Source organism: Aureimonas sp. AU12 (assembly GCF_001463705.1).
Classification (GTDB): Bacteria; Pseudomonadota; Alphaproteobacteria; order Rhizobiales; family Rhizobiaceae; genus Aureimonas.
In genome coordinates this window covers 20,311-36,495 of sequence record NZ_BBWH01000049.1, presented here as the reverse complement: position 1 = coordinate 36,495, position 16,185 = coordinate 20,311, and the positions used below count along the sequence as shown (strand labels likewise).

14 protein-coding genes, 1 tRNA gene and 1 pseudogene are annotated in these 16,185 nt (G+C 68.0%); 10 read left to right on the top strand and 6 right to left on the bottom strand.

Features of this window, described 5'->3' with window-relative positions; all coding sequences use genetic code 11:
* Both AUL33_RS22585 and rpoD read left to right on the top strand, forming a co-directional pair.
* Nucleotides 1–595: pseudogene (locus AUL33_RS22585) on the top strand (DNA primase); the annotation flags it as partial.
* 306 nt (nucleotides 596–901) lie between these two features.
* A complete protein-coding gene (gene rpoD / locus AUL33_RS19720; protein WP_374754453.1) occupies nucleotides 902–2,899 on the top strand; it encodes an RNA polymerase sigma factor RpoD in 1,998 nt (665 codons plus the stop codon).
* Between the two features lie 69 nt (nucleotides 2,900–2,968).
* Here rpoD and AUL33_RS19715 read toward each other — a convergent pair whose 3' ends face one another.
* Entirely contained in the window at nucleotides 2,969–3,388 is a 420-nt protein-coding gene (locus tag AUL33_RS19715) for a DoxX family protein (protein WP_062212474.1), read from the bottom strand.
* A 231-nt stretch (nucleotides 3,389–3,619) separates the two neighbouring features.
* Here AUL33_RS19715 and AUL33_RS19710 point away from each other — a divergent pair, with 231 nt between their 5' ends.
* Nucleotides 3,620–4,051: a hypothetical protein gene (locus tag AUL33_RS19710; protein WP_062212471.1), complete on the top strand. Its 432-nt coding sequence runs from the start codon at nucleotides 3,620–3,622 to the stop codon at nucleotides 4,049–4,051.
* A gap of 94 nt (nucleotides 4,052–4,145) precedes the next feature.
* Here the strand turns inward: AUL33_RS19710 and AUL33_RS19705 are convergent, their stop codons facing one another.
* On the bottom strand, nucleotides 4,146–4,886 hold the full coding sequence (locus tag AUL33_RS19705; RefSeq protein ID WP_062212467.1) for an SIMPL domain-containing protein: 741 nt from the start codon (nucleotides 4,884–4,886) through the stop codon (nucleotides 4,146–4,148).
* Nucleotides 4,887–5,099: 213 nt separating this feature from the next.
* Between AUL33_RS19705 and AUL33_RS19700 the strand changes: the two genes are divergently transcribed.
* Nucleotides 5,100–5,175: transfer RNA gene (locus tag AUL33_RS19700), tRNA-Ile, on the top strand.
* Between the two features lie 440 nt (nucleotides 5,176–5,615).
* On the opposite strand, the gene AUL33_RS19695 is transcribed toward AUL33_RS19700, so the two are convergent.
* Both AUL33_RS19695 and AUL33_RS19690 read right to left on the bottom strand, forming a co-directional pair.
* Entirely contained in the window at nucleotides 5,616–7,124 is a 1,509-nt protein-coding gene (locus AUL33_RS19695) for an ROK family protein (protein WP_082652761.1), read from the bottom strand.
* A 7-nt stretch (nucleotides 7,125–7,131) separates the two neighbouring features.
* Entirely contained in the window at nucleotides 7,132–8,046 is a 915-nt protein-coding gene (locus AUL33_RS19690) for a tagatose-bisphosphate aldolase (protein WP_062212465.1), read from the bottom strand.
* 157 nt (nucleotides 8,047–8,203) lie between these two features.
* Here AUL33_RS19690 and AUL33_RS19685 point away from each other — a divergent pair, with 157 nt between their 5' ends.
* The 6 genes from AUL33_RS19685 (at nucleotide 8,204) to AUL33_RS22330 (ending at nucleotide 14,342) form a co-directional block, all read left to right on the top strand.
* On the top strand, nucleotides 8,204–9,097 hold the full coding sequence (locus tag AUL33_RS19685; RefSeq protein WP_374754454.1) for a sugar-binding transcriptional regulator: 894 nt from the start codon (nucleotides 8,204–8,206) through the stop codon (nucleotides 9,095–9,097).
* Between the two features lie 205 nt (nucleotides 9,098–9,302).
* Nucleotides 9,303–10,301: an ABC transporter substrate-binding protein gene (locus AUL33_RS19680; RefSeq protein WP_062212460.1), complete on the top strand. Its 999-nt coding sequence runs from the start codon at nucleotides 9,303–9,305 to the stop codon at nucleotides 10,299–10,301.
* Between the two features lie 156 nt (nucleotides 10,302–10,457).
* Nucleotides 10,458–11,489, top strand: a complete 1,032-nt coding sequence (locus tag AUL33_RS19675; RefSeq protein ID WP_244492362.1) for a ribose ABC transporter — start codon at nucleotides 10,458–10,460, stop codon at nucleotides 11,487–11,489.
* On the top strand, nucleotides 11,482–12,231 hold the full coding sequence (locus AUL33_RS19670; RefSeq protein ID WP_062212445.1) for an ATP-binding cassette domain-containing protein: 750 nt from the start codon (nucleotides 11,482–11,484) through the stop codon (nucleotides 12,229–12,231). Before AUL33_RS19675 ends, AUL33_RS19670 begins: the two co-directional genes overlap by 8 nt.
* 167 nt (nucleotides 12,232–12,398) lie before the next feature.
* Nucleotides 12,399–13,361, top strand: coding sequence for an agmatinase (locus tag AUL33_RS19665; protein ID WP_062212442.1), 963 nt, complete (start codon nucleotides 12,399–12,401; stop codon nucleotides 13,359–13,361).
* 636 nt (nucleotides 13,362–13,997) lie between these two features.
* The gene (locus AUL33_RS22330) at nucleotides 13,998–14,342 is read left to right on the top strand and encodes a hypothetical protein (RefSeq protein WP_156419507.1); all 345 of its coding nucleotides are present in this window, start codon (nucleotides 13,998–14,000) and stop codon (nucleotides 14,340–14,342) included.
* Nucleotides 14,343–14,510: 168 nt separating this feature from the next.
* Here AUL33_RS22330 and AUL33_RS19655 read toward each other — a convergent pair whose 3' ends face one another.
* Together AUL33_RS19655 and AUL33_RS19650 are read right to left on the bottom strand one after the other, a co-directional pair.
* Nucleotides 14,511–15,365, bottom strand: coding sequence for a D-amino-acid transaminase (locus AUL33_RS19655; RefSeq protein ID WP_062212436.1), 855 nt, complete (start codon nucleotides 15,363–15,365; stop codon nucleotides 14,511–14,513).
* A gap of 41 nt (nucleotides 15,366–15,406) precedes the next feature.
* Nucleotides 15,407–16,180: a LamB/YcsF family protein gene (locus tag AUL33_RS19650; protein ID WP_062212484.1), complete on the bottom strand. Its 774-nt coding sequence runs from the start codon at nucleotides 16,178–16,180 to the stop codon at nucleotides 15,407–15,409.
* Between the last annotated feature and the right edge of the window lie 5 nt (nucleotides 16,181–16,185).

The following is a 16,185-nucleotide window of genomic DNA, read 5'->3' as shown; positions in this document are numbered from 1 at the left end:
GGCGGGTCGCGGCGGGGCGGGGGGAGCGCGGCGCTCGGCCGTCTCCGACCGGCTGGCCCGCTCGCCGCTGATGCGCGCTGCGGGTTCGACGGCGGCGCCGCTGCGCGAAGTGATGATCGTGGTCGGCTTCGTCAACCATCCACTGCTGCTGCGCGAGGCCTTCGACTACCTCGCCGATCTCGAACTCGGCAGCACCGAGCTGGAGCGCCTTCGCTCCGCCGTGATCGACGTCTACGCCGATCATCTGCCCCATACGCGCGAGGAGATCCGCGACGAACTGGAGCGGCGTGGCCTCCTGCCGCTGTTCGAGAGTTTCGAGACGCAGCTTCGCCTCGTGCGGCTCTGGACCGTCCTGCCCGACGCGGCCCTCGAGGACGCCCGCGAGGCCGTGCGGCAGGCGCTTCACTTGCAGCATCGCTACCGCTCCCTACATAGGGAACTTCGGGTGGCCGAAGAGGCGATGGGAACCGACGCCGACGAACTCGCCTATGTCCAGATCGTCGAGATCAAGCGCGAGATCGACAATCTGGCGGGAACGGAGGCCCTGATCGAGGGTTTCGGTATCCTGTCGGGTCGTCCGGCCAAGGGCATCTGATCTTGTGGCATCGGCGGTGCCGGGATGTGGTCCGAAGCCCGGATTTTATGAATTTGTGCCGGGCCGGGGCCTAAACCCTTGACTTGGCGTCGGGAAAGCAGAAACACCGACCGGAAACGGTTCGGGATCGGACGTGTGACCACCGCGGCTCGTGAAGACGGGCGGGAAACAATCGAGCCTGGCGCGGCGCCGACCCATGGATGTCATGGTTAAGCGATCGTTCATGGCTGCCGTCTAAGGACGGGATGCGCGGCCCGGCGAATCGGGCCCAAGTGTCCCGGCCCGGACCGCGCGAACTGGAGACGAATGCGCATGGCGACGAAGGTCAAGGAAGGCGAAGCGGTTGTCGAGGAGCGTCAGGAGACGCCGGACAGTCCTCTGCTCGACCTGTCGGACGATGCCGTCAAGAAGATGATCAAGGCCGCCAAGAAGCGCGGCTTCGTGACGATGGACAAGCTCAACTCCGTTCTGACCGCAGAGGACGTGACCTCGGAGCAGATCGAGGACACGATGGCCATGCTCAACGACATGGGCATCAACGTCGTCGAGGACGAAGAGGCCGAGGAGGGCGAGGAAAAGGAGGCCGAGGAGCCGGGCTCCACCGAGGTCGCCGAGGCCGGGTCCTCCGCCGTCGCGACCACCACGAAGAAGGAAGCCACGGATCGCACCGACGATCCCGTGCGCATGTACCTCCGCGAAATGGGCTCGGTCGAGCTGCTCTCGCGCGAGGGCGAAATCGCCATCGCCAAGCGCATCGAGGCCGGCCGCGAGACGATGATCGCGGGCCTCTGCGAAAGTCCGCTCACCTTCCAGGCCATCATCATCTGGCGCGAGGAGCTGAACGAGGGCAACATCATGCTCCGCGAGGTCGTCGACCTCGAGGCGACCTATGCCGGGCCCGAGGCCAAGCTGCCGACCGCACCCGTGGTGCCCGGCGAGGCCGAAGCCGCGCCGGTGGCCGCCAACGGGCGCCCCGAGGGCGAGTTGCGCCCCGGCGAGGATGACGACGACGACGAAGACGACATGGAAAACTCCCTGTCGCTCGCCGCGATGGAGGCCGAGATCCGGCCGCAGGTCATGGAGACCTTCGACGCGATCGCCGACAACTACAAGCGTCTGCGCAAGCTGCAGGACCAACAGGTCGAGAACCGCCTGGCGGCCACCGGCACCCTGTCGCAGAGCCAGGAGCGCTCCTACAAGAAGTTCAAGGACGACCTGATCACCGCGGTGAAGGGCCTGTCGCTCAACCAGAACCGCATCGACGCGCTCGTCGCGCAGCTCTACGACATCAACAAGCGGCTCGTCGGCAACGAGGGCAAGCTGCTGCGTCTCGCCGAGAGCTACGGCGTGAAGCGCGACGAGTTCCTCAAGAGCTACCAGGGCTCCGAGCTCGACCCGAACTGGACGCAGTCGATCGCCAATCTGTCCGGCAAGGGCTGGCTGAAGTTCGTCCAGAGCGAGAAGGACGGCATCCGCAACCTTCGCCAGGAGATCCAGAATCTCGCCACCGAGACGGGCCTGGAGATCACCGAGTTCCGCCGCATTGTCCACATGGTGCAGAAGGGCGAGCGCGAGGCCCGGCAGGCCAAGAAGGAGATGGTCGAGGCCAATCTTCGTCTCGTCATCTCGATCGCCAAGAAGTACACGAATCGCGGCCTGCAGTTCCTCGACCTGATTCAGGAAGGCAATATCGGCCTGATGAAGGCGGTGGACAAGTTCGAGTATCGCCGCGGCTACAAGTTCTCGACCTATGCGACGTGGTGGATCCGGCAGGCGATCACCCGCTCGATCGCCGATCAGGCGCGCACGATCCGCATTCCCGTCCACATGATCGAGACGATCAACAAGATCGTGCGGACCTCGCGCCAGATGCTGCACGAGATCGGCCGCGAGCCGACCCCGGAAGAGCTGGCCGAGAAGCTGGCCATGCCGCTCGAGAAGGTCCGCAAGGTCCTCAAGATCGCCAAGGAGCCGATCTCGCTCGAAACGCCCGTGGGCGACGAGGAGGATTCGCATCTCGGTGACTTCATCGAGGACAAGAACGCCATCCTGCCGATCGACGCGGCGATCCAGGCGAACCTGCGCGAGACCACGACGCGCGTCCTTGCCTCGCTGACGCCGCGCGAGGAGCGCGTGCTGCGCATGCGCTTCGGTATCGGCATGAACACCGACCACACGCTCGAAGAGGTCGGACAGCAGTTCTCGGTGACGCGTGAGCGCATCCGCCAGATCGAGGCGAAGGCCTTGCGCAAGCTCAAGCACCCCTCGCGCTCGCGCAAGCTGCGGTCCTTCCTCGACAGCTGAGATCGCACGAGGCTCGTCGGCATTTGTGAAAGGGCGGTCCGCAGGGGCCGCCCTTTTTCGTCTCCGGTCTCAGGCGAACGGGCGGCCCGGCCGCGGGCGCGTCGAGAGCACCGCCATCACCATCATCGCGCCGATCACCGTCACATGCTCCGTCGCGGTGTGGAAATGGGCGATCGCGGCCTCGCCCTCCATCGTCCAGAAATGGTGGACGAGAAGGATGGTCAGGCCGGTGAAGACCGCGAGCATTCCGGTGCCCAGCCAGACGTGCCGCCCCGAGATGATGAGGAGGGAGCCACCAAGCTGCGTCGCGATCACCACCGCATTGACGAGCGCGGGCGGCGAGAAGCCGAACACCGCCATCTCCGCCGTGCCGCCTTGAAAGTCGATGAGCTTGGCAAGCCCGCTGCCCCAGAAACAGAAGGTGAGGAGGATGCGGGCGAGAACGGGAAACCAGAGTGACTGGAGGAGGGCTTGGATGGGGGCGGGCATGGCGACGGAACCTCGCGGCAAGACGGCACGGCCCCGCGATGAGTGCAGGCCCAGCCCACGTCTCGTAGCGGGCTTCTGTTTCCGACCGATGTCGCGAGCGCATCCGCTGAGCGGGCTGGCTGCGGCTGAACTTCAGGTGAATGCGGCAATCCGGGAGCGTTCAGCCGCGGCGGCCTAGCGTCCGACCATCGCCGACGGGATCGCCGGCACCCTTTCGAAGGAGAGACCGCCATGTTCGCCAATGTCGCCAAAGCCGCCCTCATTGCCGCCACGCTCCTGACCGGTCTTGCCGGCGTCGCGCAGGCTGGCGAGCGCTCGGGCTCCGCCTCTGTCGTCCTCGCCGATCACCGCGACGGACATTGGGATCGCCGGGGCGAGCGCGGCGGCTATCGGGACGGCGGCTGGGATCGCGGCGAGCGGCGCCACGACGGATGGGGCGAGCGCCGCGGCGACGACCGCTTCCGCGGCCGGCACGAGAGCCGCCGAGCGGAGGCCTGCGAGCCCGGCCGCGCCCTGCGCAAGGCCGCTCGCATGGGTGTTCGCGGCGGCGACATCGTGCGCCTCGACCGTCGCACCGTGGTGGTCGCCGGCTTCAAGCGCGGGCATCCGACCGCCGTTCGCTTCGCGCAAGCCCCCGGCTGCCCGGTGATCGGTTACCGCTGATGGGCTCATAGTCCCGAGGGGCGCGACCCGCGCCAATTTCGCGACAGTCTTTGAGACCCCGGCCTTCTCAGGAGAAGGGTGGGGTCTTTTCGTATCAGGGCGTCAGTTCATAGACGATGCGGACCTGCGCCGAGATCGTGGTCTCGCCGATCTCGACGGGCACCTTGCCGGCGGGGGCGGGGGCCGCCATGGCGCGCATGTCCATGATCGGCATCGGCGGCGCGAAATTCGGGGCGCCGTCCTCGAGCGTCACGACGCGCCCGAGCTTCAATCCGGCCGCGTCCGCCAGGGCCTCGGCGCTGGCACGCGCCTTGGCGACGGCGTCGCGCCGCGCCTCGTTCGAGGCGGCCGCATTGTCCTCGACCTGGAAGTCGATCGAGCCGCCCTCGTTGACGCCGAGCTGCACGGCCTTGTCGAGCACCTCGCCGATCTTGGTGAGGTCGCGCACGCGCACGTTCAGCGTGTTGCGCACCTCGTAGCCGGTGAGGGTGGGGGGGGCCTGCGTTCCGTCGCTGCGGTTCTCGTAGCGATATTGCGGCGAGATCTGGAATCCGCCGGTCTGCAGGTCGCGCGGTGCGACACCAAAGGCGGGCATCGCGGCGGTCACCGCCGTCATCGCCGTGTTCGCCTCGCCCAGCGCGGCGGCGGCCGTTGGCGCAGTGCGCAGCACCGTCAGGCGAACGAGAGCGAGATCGGGCGCGCGGCTCGTCCAGCCCTCGCCGGTGACGCTGACGCGGGCCGGCACGGGCGGCGGCGCATCCTGCGCGAGAGCGGGCGCGGCAAGCGCAAGCGTCGAGGCGAAGGCGAGAAGGACGAGGCGGCGGGGGACGAGCACGGGCGATGATTCTCCGTTGAAGGCGCAACGATCGATCCATCGCAGACGAATGCGGCGGAAGCCGGAAGAGCCGCATTCACATCCGCACCCCGCCGAACGACCGGCTTGGCCCTCCCGCACCCCCGGCGAACCCTCCTGCAAAGACCGCCCCAGCCACGGCACGCGCCGGCGCGCTTGAGGTGATCCCATGTTTGGGCTAGGGCTCCATCCGTGGGGCCTGTAGCTCAATGGTCAGAGCCGGCGGCTCATAACCGCTTGGTTGCAGGTTCGAGTCCTGCCGGGCCCACCAACTGTCCCTCATTCGACAGACCATGATTTCGATGGCGTTGCGGCGCTTATGGCGGTGCTTGTCGAACTGGATGGGGTCGTTCTGGGAGTGGCGATCAGTGACGTCGGCTGGGTGCCTTTCGCCTGCAGCGCGTCGCGAATGGGTCGGCGTCTGATCCGCCGTCGGCGAGTGACTCTTGCGCCTCCGGTCGGGTCGTTTCGGAGAGCGGCCGCATGGATGCCGTCGCCGATCTTGCCGTGGCTCGTGGGGTACGAACGGGCGCAGGCATTCCATCTGCGAGTCCATTGGCCAGATCAGGTCGCGCATCCGCAGTCTCGTCACGAAGCCTCGATCAGATCGATGGGTCTTGACCGCAGGACCAGTTGCGCCGGATCGTCGACAGGCTTTCCAGCGGACCGGATGAGGCCAGGCGTCTTCCCGACGCCCGCCTCGTCAGGCCATCAAGCCGTTGCGTCCCTTGCCGTCGTCTTGACGCTCGGAGCTTCGGCGTCGGCTCGCGCCGGATCCGGCTTTCCGGTATCGGCAGCCGGCGCGGTGTCGGGCACCGGTACCCAGGCCCGCGCCAGCGCATCGCGCAGCGCATCGAGGTCGAGGGGGAGCCGTGTGTCGATCGCGATCGGGGGATGCAGTCCGACGGGTTCGGCGCGCTCCGCCAGGGCGACGAGTTCGGGGACGTAGTCCGCTCCGGGATGGCCGGGCGCGCGAGCGCTCACGCGTCGAAGATAGCGCTCGCCGATCGTCGCGGGCGGTGCCGTGCACCAGACCTCGGCCACCTCGGCGGCGCCGGACGTGGCGAGGAGGTCTAGGACGAGCGGGCGGGGCTGGAACCCGAACCAGGCGTCCAGCACGAAGGTGGTGCCTGCCGGCGCCTCGGCGACGATGGCGAACATCGCCTTGAGGCTGGCGCGGCCGAGCACGCGGTTGAACGGCCGATCGACGGCCTCGATCTCTTCGAGGAACGGCGTCTTGACGGTGTCGAGGGAGAGGCGCGGCCAGCCGGTGGCCTGCGTGAGACCTGCGGCGACCGTGCTCTTGCCGCTGGCGGGCACGCCGTTGACGAGCACGACGCGCTTGGGCGCGCGCTTGGCCGGCGGCAGCGCGAGCGCGGCGCCGATCACGCCGGCATCGTCGCCGAGCCGGGCCGGCACCACGGGGCTTGCATACCAGGAGGCGGGCGCTTCGATCCCCGCGAGCGCTGCGCAGGCGGCTTCGCCGAGCCCGCCGCCCAGCACCACGAACTCGGGATCGTGAACGGCGACGAGGCTGTCGATGCCGAGGCGAAGGGGCGCCGCCCAGGCGTGCAGCACGTGCCGGGCCGCCTCGTCGCCGGCCGCGCGCCGCGCCAGCAACTCGCTCGCGGTCACATCCGGCGTGAGGCCGGCCTCGCGGATGTGGACGCCGAGCGCCGTGCCCGAACTCACCGTCTCGACGCAGCCGTACCGCCCGCAGAGGCAGGGCCGGCCCGCCGGATCGACGATGACATGCCCGAGCTGCCCCGCCGCGCCGCGCCCGCGGGCCAGCCGTCCCGCTTCGAGAACCGCGCCGCCGATGCCGGTGCCGATGGTCAGCATCACGACGTGGCGTGCGCCGCGCGCGGCGCCCACCGCCGCCTCGGCCACGAGGGCCATGCTGCAGTCGTTGTCGATTACGACCGGCCGCCCGAACCGACCGGTCAGCCGATCGGCGATATCGATCCCGGAGAGATCGACGTAGCCGCCCGAAAGAACCCGGCCCGCCTCGAAATCCACCCGTCCGGGAACGCCGATGCCGATGCGAACCACCGAGGCGTCGTCGAGCTCGGCGATCATCTCCTCGATCCGATCGAGCACCACCTGCTGATCGCGCGCGCTCGGCGCGCGGGCGCGCGCCTCGATGACACCCCCGAGGGTGACCCGGGCGGCCCTCAGGTGGGTGCCGCCAATGTCGATACCGATCGCACTCGCCGGCATGGGATTCTCAGGCGATCTTCGCCGCAGGCGCGCGGTAGCGGGCGATCACCGCCTGGATCTCGCGCAGGCGCGGCACCGCCACGCTCTCGAGCCGGCTGCGCGTCGTCTCTCGGTCGAGCGAGATGCAGTCCTTCCAGAGCGAGCGTCCGGCGATGACACCGGATGCGCCGTTGCGCATGGCGCTCTCGACCTGCCCCAGGAAGGTCGCGTGGTCGACGCCTGCCGAAAGCACAGCCCAGGGAACGTCGCCCGACAGGCGCGTGACCTCGGCGCAGGAGGCATCCGAGCCCGGATAGGGGATCTTCAGGACTTTGGATCCGAGTTCCAGGCAGAGGCGCGAGCCGCCCTGAATCAGGTCGGGGATCTTCGCCTTGTAGGTGTCGGGATCCTCGCCTTCCAGGGCGTAGGTGAGGAACTCGACCACGAGGAGGAGATCCTCGCGAGCAAAGTCCGCGATCACGTCGCGCAGGATCGCGAGATTGTGCGTGTTGGCCTCGGGCGTGTCGGAGCGCAGGTAGACCATGATCTTGCCGCCGGTGCCGCCGAGCTCGCGCACCCGCCGGGCGTCGATGCCCTCCACCATCTTGGACAGGCGGTAACCCTCGGGCGAGGTGTCCCAGCCCGAGGCGTCGAGCCCGATCAGCAGCGCGGTGTCGCGCGCCAGCACGCCCTCGTCGACGAGATGGGGAACGGCGCAGATCGGATCCACCAGGACGCATCCGGCCTCGCTCGCCAGGTAGCGCGTGATGTCGGCCTTGGTGTCGCCCAGCACGTCGTTGCCGATCGCGGCCTGCTCGGCGGGATCACTGGCGAGGAGGGTGCGCATGCCGCCGCGCTGGTCGCAGGCGATCACCATCATCGCGCCGTCGCGGCTACAGATCTGGTGATACCCTCGCCGTTCCGCCGTGGTCATCTGCGTCATAGTGTGCTCCTCCTCGCCTGAACGACCCGTCGTCCTGTCGGTGCGAACGCTCCGGTATCCGGTCGAATCCGGGACGAAATCGCTTCGCATAGCTATGTAACATCTCTCTGCAAGGAATTGCAAACTGGCCATCGGTCCCGCTCCGTCCCGAACGCTCCTGCACACCGTGGCCAAGCTCCACTACGAGGCCGATCTGAGCCAGGTGGACATCGCCAGGCGGCTCTCGCTCTCGACGGCGACGATCTCGCGCCTGCTGCAGCGCGCCCGAGCCGAGGGGATCGTGCGCATCGAGGTGCGGGACCTTCTGACCTCCGAAGACCTCGTGCAGGCGCTCTGCGAGCGGCTTGGCCTCAAGGCTGCGGCGGTGGTGGAGACGCCGTCGGCCGGTGCGCCCGAGGCGCTGGCGGCGCCGGTGGGCGAGCTTTTGAGGCAAGCCGCCCTCAAGCCCGGCGCGGTGCTGGCGATCGGCTGGGGACGCGCTGTGCGCGCCGTGGTCGAGGCCGGGTTGCCGGAGCTGGCGGGAATCCTGACCGTCCCCGCGACCGGCGGCATGCAGCAGCATGCGCCGCATTTTCAGGTCAACGAATTCGTCCGGGCCGCGGCCGCGAGCACCGGCGGCAGCCCGCATTTCGTCCACGCGCCCTATCTCCCGTCGGCCGTCTCGCGCGAGGCGTTCCTCGCCGATCCCGCGATCCGCGACGGCGTCGCACTCTGGGACCGGGTCGACGTCGCGCTGGTCGGCGTCGGCCTTCCGCGCCTGCCGAACTCGCCCTATGCCAGCGCCTCGACGCCGGACGAGCGCGCGCTCGGCGAAGCCGCCGGCGACGTGATCCGTCACTATTTCGACGGCGACGGTCAGCCCGTCGAATGGGAGGGAGAGCGCCGCATGATCGCCATGTCGCGCGACCAGCTCCAGCGGGCGCCGCTGGTGGTCGGCGTCGCGATGGGCGAGGCCAAGGCGGGGGCGATTCGGGGCGCGGCGCGGGCGGGCCTGATCTCGGCGCTGGCAACGGACACGCGGACCGCGAGCGCCATTCTCGACGAGGGATGAGCGCCCTCGATCGCCGGACGGGGCAAAAACCGCCCCGCCGGGGGGCCGCTCTGCAACAAATTCCAGGAATAATTCTCTTGACGGCGACCGCGATGCCGGACGAGCATGACGGCGTTGGGCTTGGAGATCCCGCCGGGACCTCTCCATCGGTGGCAAACGTGTGGGAGCGCGTACCGAAAAACGGCCCGTCTCGGGAGGAGATCACATGCAGCGCCGTAGCATCTTGAAGACCGTGGCCGCACTGGCCCTTGGCGGAGCCATCGGCCTCTCGGCCGTGCCCGGCCATGCGCAGGACAAGAAGGCCTACACGGTCGCCCTCATTCCGGGCCTGACCACCGACGCCTTCTACATCACCATGCGCAAGGGCGCCCAGGCCGCGGCCGACGCGCTCGGCGTCACCCTCGTGTTTCAGGGCGCGCCGGAGTTTAATCCGGTCCTGCAGGTTCCCGTTCTCGACGCGACGATCGCGCGCCAACCGGATGCGATCCTGATCGCCCCGACCGACACGACGCAGCTCGTCGAGCCGCTGCGCCGCGCCTCGGAAGCCGGCATCGCGGTGATCACCGTGGACACGTTTATCGGGGATGGGAAGTACCAGACGGGCGCGGGCAACGCCGACTTCCCCGTCAGTTACATCGCCTCCGACAACGTGCTGGGCGGCCGCATGGCGGCGCGCGCGCTGGCGACGGCCATTGGCGAGGGCGGCGGCAAGGTCTACGTCTCCAACGTCAAGCCGGGCATCTCGACCACCGACCAGCGCGAAGCCGGGTTCAAGGCGGAACTCGCGGAGAATTTCCCCGCCATCACCGTGCTCGAGACACAGTACAACGAGAACGACGCCAACCGGGCCGCGAGCCAGCTGCAGGCCGTCTACGCCCGCAACTCCGACCTGAAGGGCGTGTTCGGCGCCAACCTCTTCTCAGCGCTGGGCGCCGGCAACGGCGTCAGCCAGGCTGGACAGTCCGGCAACGTCAAGGTCGTTGCCTTCGACGCACCCGGCTCGATCGTCGACAACATCAAGTCCGGCCTCGTCGATGCCGCGATCGCGCAGCATCCCGCCGAGATCGGCTATTACGGCGTCGTCTCGGCCTATGCCCACCTGACGGGCCAGTCCGTCCCGGTCGCGATCGGCACCGGCTTCACCGTGATCGACAAGACCAACATCACGGATCCGAACGTCGTGAAGTACGTCTACGCCGAATAGGCGGCCACGGGCTCCCGGACCAGCGCCGGGAGCCGCCCCATTCGCTCATTTCCGTTCCATCAGCGCGACGTCGGACGAAGGCTCCGATCTCGCCGTGCGGGTGACCTCATGACAAGCAGCGCGACCAGAACCGCGGCCGAAGGGCCGCCCGGTGAGGTGTCCCATGACAGGCCGCAGGCCGACCATGCCGACCGCAGCAAGTCGATCCTCCACAGGATCGCGGACCTGCGGGCCTGGCTGTTCCTCGCCGCCCTCATCCTCGGCTTCGAGATCTGGGCGCGCAGCGAGTTCGGCGGCACCTTCATCTTCAACTCGTTCAACATCCAGTCGATCGCCATCTTCGCGGTGGCGCCGCTGCTGCTCGCGACCGGACAGACCTTCGTCATCATCTCCGGCGGCATCGACCTGTCGATGGGCTTCATCATGGGCCTCGCCGCCGTGGTCGCGGCCCATGCGATCAACTGGGCGACGCCGGGGATGGGCCTGCCGGCGGCGGTGCTGTTCGGCGCGATGGTCGCGATCTTGGCGGCCGCGATCCCCGGCCTGATCAACGGCCTTCTGGTGTCGCGCCTGCGCGTGCCGCCCTTCATCGGCACGCTCGGCATGTTCGGCGTGGCGCGCGGCGTCGCCTTCCTGCTGGCGGGCGGCACCACCGTTCCCGTCTCCAACGGCTTCTTCGCCACGATCGGCAACGGGCGCCTGATGGGCATTCCCATCGTCGTCGTGCTCACCGCGATCTTCGTCCTGGCCATGCACTACCTCTTGAGCCAGACGCGCTTCGGCCAGCACAACTATGCGATCGGCGCCAACATCCAGGCCGCCCGGCGCTCGGGCATCGACATCAAGTGGCACCTGCTGCGACTCTACGTGCTGACGGCCTGCTGCGCCGGTCTGGCGGGCGTCCTCTATTCCGCCCGCTTCAATGCCGGCGCGGCGCAGGCGGGCGAGCCGCTGCTGCTCGACAGTGTCGCGGCCGTCGTCATCGGCGGCGCTAGCCTCTTCGGCGGGTCCGGCACGATCCTCGGCACCGTCGCGGGCGCCTTCGTCATCGCCGTTATCCAGTACGGACTGGTGTTCGTGAACGTCGAGCCCTTCTGGCAGTTCATCAGCGTCGGCATCGTCATCATCATCTCGGTCCTGATCGACCAGGCCCAGCGCCGTTTCACCGGAGGACGTGTCGATGAGTGAAACGGCGCCGCCGATCCTCGAAGTCTCCAACCTCTCCAAGCATTTCGGCGCCATCCGCGCGCTCAACGACTTCTCGCTGAGCATCCGGCCCGGTGAGGTCGTGGCACTCGCCGGCGACAACGGCGCCGGCAAGACGACCTTCATCAAGTCGATCTCGGGCGTCTTCCGGCCGACCGCCGGCGAGATCCGGCTTGAGGGGCGGCCGGTGAGCTTCGCCACGCCCCAGGAGGCGCGCGCCAGCGGCATCGAGACGATCTACCAGGACCTCGCGCTCGCCGACAACCTGACGATCGGCGCCAACATCTTCCTCGGACGCGAGCCGATGCGGCGCAAGTTCGGCTTCCTGCCGGTGCTCGACCGGCGCAAGATGGCCGAGGCGGCGCGCGACACGATGGCGCTACTCGACTTCCACGTCTCGCGCATGGATGCCCCCGTTTCGAACTTCTCGGGCGGGCAGCGGCAGGCGGTGGCGATCGGTCGCGCGGTCTACTGGAACGCCCGGCTGCTCATCATGGACGAGCCGACCGCGGCCCTCGGCGTGCCCGAGCAGCGCAAGGTGATCTCGCTGATCCATCAGTTGAAGGCCCAGGGGCGCGGCATCATCTTCATCTCGCACAACCTGCAGGACATTTTTGCTGTGTCCGACCGCATCGTGGTCATGCGCCGCGGCGTGATGGCGGGCGAGCGGCGCATCGCCGACACGACGCATGACGAGGTGGTCAAGCTGATGGTCAGCGGCTGAGCGCGAAGGCCATCGGCCGCCCCTCTCGACCTTGGCGAGCCGATGGCCCTTGACCGCCGTCGATGTCATCGTCGAGATGTCGTGTCGCGATCCGGTTCGAGCCGCCTTGCCAAGGTACTCGATACGCAACGTCATCCTGGCCGAGCCGTCGACAGGACCACCACCCCATGACGACAGCGCCCCGGTTTCTTGGTCTTCCCGATCGGCTTGCCGACCATCGGACGCCGCGCGCGGTCATCTTCGGGGCCGGCCATGGCAGCACCTATCCCGGCCAGGACAGTGGCGGCTATGCCTTGGCCGCGAACGCCATTCGAGTCGCGAGCCAGGACGATGCCGCCCTCGTCGAGCATTGGGATTTCGATCTTGGCGGGCCGCTGTTCGATGGCGGGCCGGTCTCCTGCATCGATGACGGCGACCTGCCGACCGCCCCGCACGACGGCGCCGGAAACCGGGCCCGGATCGCGGCGAGGACGCGGGAGATCCTGGCGCTGCCGGCGGTGCCGATCCTCCTCGGCGGCGACGATTCCGTCCCCATTCCCTTCCTCGCCGGCTTTGCGGATCACGGGCCGGTCTGGGTCCTGCAGATCGATGCCCATGTCGACTGGCGTGACGAGGTGGCGGGCGAACGCCACGGCTATTCGAGCGCGATGCGCCGCGCGAGCGAGATGGCGCATGTCGCGGGTATCGTGCAGGTCGGCATGCGCGGTGTCGGCAGTGCGGGCGTCGCCGAGATCGCGGCGATGCGCCGCTATGGAAGCCGCGTCGTCACCGCCTGCGAGCTTCACGCGGAAGGCGTCGAAGCCGCCCTGCGCCACGTTCCGGAGGGCGCGCGGGTCGTCGTCAGCCTCGACTGCGACGGCCTCGACCCCGGTGTCATGCCGGGCGTCGCGGCGCGCACGCCCGGCGGCCTGACCTACCTGCAGACGATCCAACTGATCGCGGGCCTCGGCCGACGCGCGGACATCGCAGGCTTCGCCCTCGTCGAACTCTATCCGCCCGCCGACATCGACGGTCTGTCGGCCCTGACCGCCGCGCGCCTCCTCGTCAACGCGATCGGCACCATCGTCCGCCAGGGGTGGAACTCCGTGTCGCAGACATGCTCGGAGGCGTTGGCGAACGAGCTGGCATAGGCTTCAGACGTGGTGTGTCAGACGCCGATGCACGGTCCTCGACCCGTTGGACGACGGCGATCCCAACCCGCTCCCGAGCCCGTGAATGCCGCACCAAGCGCAATGTCGTCCGTATCGATCTCGCGGCGGATGTCGTTGCCGGCGGGGTCGATCCCGACGGGACCGTCTCGGGGCCAAGGCGTTCGGTTCACCCGCTCTTGGAACCCGCCAAGACGTCGCCTCACTGAACGTCCGCCAGTTCATAGAAATGGCTTCCAAGTGGTGTGATCGTGAACCCACCTGTATCGCAGCGTAAAATCATCGATCGACGGCTAACTGGAACCGGGAACGGCCTGTTCCGCAGATCCGCCTATCGGGGTTGAAGCCTTCACGATCGGCCTTTGGGTCCGACTTTACGCTTCCTCGGGTCGAGCCCTAGCCGACCATGCGGCCTGACGAGAAGAGGGATCATTCCAAACCCGATGACGCAAGCTTCTGAAACCATCCGGAACCTGGATCTCGACTTCTTGCCCAACGGCAATGCTTCATCCGCTGTCCTCCTTCAGGATGAACTCAGCGCATCTGATTTTTAATGCGTGGAGGCCCGCAGAATATGGACCCAGGCCCGAGGGGGGTCTTCGAGCTTGGAGGCGGCCCGTGGTGACGCGGAAGGCTGAGGACTTCCTGGCCATCTGTACGTTCGATCTCTGTTCGGCGACACATTTCGGCTACCCGAATGATGAGCCTCGAGCCTCCATCGCTCGCCTCAGAAAATTGGCGGCCGTCGGAGATATGGTCGAGATCCTCAACTCGAGCTGGGACAGCGAGCTCCAGCGCCTGAACCTGATCGGGTTTCCCGACCGCCCGAGGTCGCCCGCCCGACATTTCGTCTTCCTTTTCAAGGACAGCACCTTCGAATGCCTCGCTGACGGGCTCGAATTCGAACTCTCGACGGACAACCGATCAACGGTCATCGAGCGTGTCGCTCAGCGACTCCGTTGAAAAGCCGTTCAGCCTCGCCGCCGGGCATCCCATGGCCGCGGAATCGCCCAAGAGGCGAGCGGCCGAGTTGCCGGTTTCCAGATGACGAAAAGGACGTTGGGTTTCTGCACACCCTCGTTCAAGGCAGGCTGTTGGCAATCGACCCCTTCATGAAGGCCAGCGCTGCGATCAGAGCGCGGTCGCCAGCCGGTCCTCGATGTAAAGCGTTCGCAACCGAGCGGCGATCGGTCCGGGGCGACCGGTGCCGATCGGCGTGCCGTCGATCGAGACGACGGGCATGGCGAAGTTGGTGGCCGAGGTGATGAAGGCTTCGGCCGCCCCCTTGGCCTCCTCGACGGTGAAGGGGCGCTCGTCCACCGCGATCGCGTCCGCGCGGGCGAGGTCGAGGATGTTGGCGCGGGTGATCCCGTGCAGGATCGCGTGCGAGAGCGGCCGCGTGACGAGGACGCCCTCGTGCGTGACGATATGGGCGGACGCCGCGCTTCCCTCCGTCACGTAGCCGTCCTCCACCAGCCAGGCGTCGTCCGCACCACGCTGCATCGCTTCCATCTTGGCCATGGAGGGGTAGAGGAGCTGGACGGTCTTGATGTCGCGGCGCTCCCAGCGCCAGTCGGGCAGGGTGGCGACGGTGATTCCCGTCGCCGTTCGCGGATTGTCGAGGACGGGCTTGGCCTGCGTGAACATCACGAGCGTCGGCTCGGCTTCCTTCGGATAGGCGAAGTCCCGGTCCGCGGTCCCGCGCGAGATCTGGAGGTAGATCAGCCCCTCGTCCAGCCCGTTGCGCCGGACGATCTCGCGATGGGCAGCGAGAAGCGCCTCCTCGGACAGGGGGCAGGGAATGGCGAGTTCGTCGAGCGAACGGCGCAGCCGTGCGCCGTGGCCGGGATAGTCGATCAGCCGGCCGCCGATCACGGCCGTCACCTCGTAGATCGCATCGGCGAAGAGAAAGCCGCGGTCGAAGATGGAGACCTTGGCCTCGGTCTCCAGAAGCCAGTCGCCGTTGAGATAGACCGTGCGCGTCATGAGGTTTTATCCGTGGGAGGGAGAGGGGAGGGCGCCTTGCGTCAGGCGCGCGGGGCCGCGAAGGGCGCGAAGTGCAGGCCTTGGGCGGTGAGAGCCGCGCGCAGCGCGCCCGCGGTCTCCACCGCGCCCGGCGTATCGCCGTGAATGCAGACCGTATCGGGCGCGACGGGAAGGCGCCGGCCGCCGATCGTCGGGATGACACCGCCCTCGACCATGGACAGGACCTGATCGACGCTGCGCGCGATCTCGTGGATCACCGCGCCCTCCCACTGGCGGGAGAGGAGCATGCCGTCGTCGTCATAGGCCCGGTCGGCATAGACCTCGCAGGCGGTGCGAAGCCCGGCCTTTTCCGCCGCCTCCATGGTGCGCGAATAGGGCAGCGTGACGAAGACGAGGGTGGGATCGACCGATCGGATCGCGCGCACGCAGAGGGCGGCGAGATCCGCATCCTCGGCGGCCATGTTGCCGAGGGCGCCGTGCGTCTTCACATGCGTCATCGGCCAGGAGAGGGCCGCCGCCATGCCCTGCATGGCCGCGATCTGGTAGACGATCTGCGCCTCGAGATCCTCCGGCCGATCGCCCGTGATGCGGCGGCGCCCGAAGCCGTAGAGATCCATGAAGGAGGGATGGGCGCCGACGCAGACGCCCCGCGCCTTGGCCGAGAGAATCGTGCGGCGCATCACCGAGGGGTCGCCCGCATGGAAGCCGCAGGCGACGTTGGCGCTGGTCACGAGGCCGAGCATCGCCTCGTCGTCGCCCATCGTCCAAGGGCCGAAGCCCTCGCCCATGTCGCAATTGAGATCGATGGTCCGCATCTTCG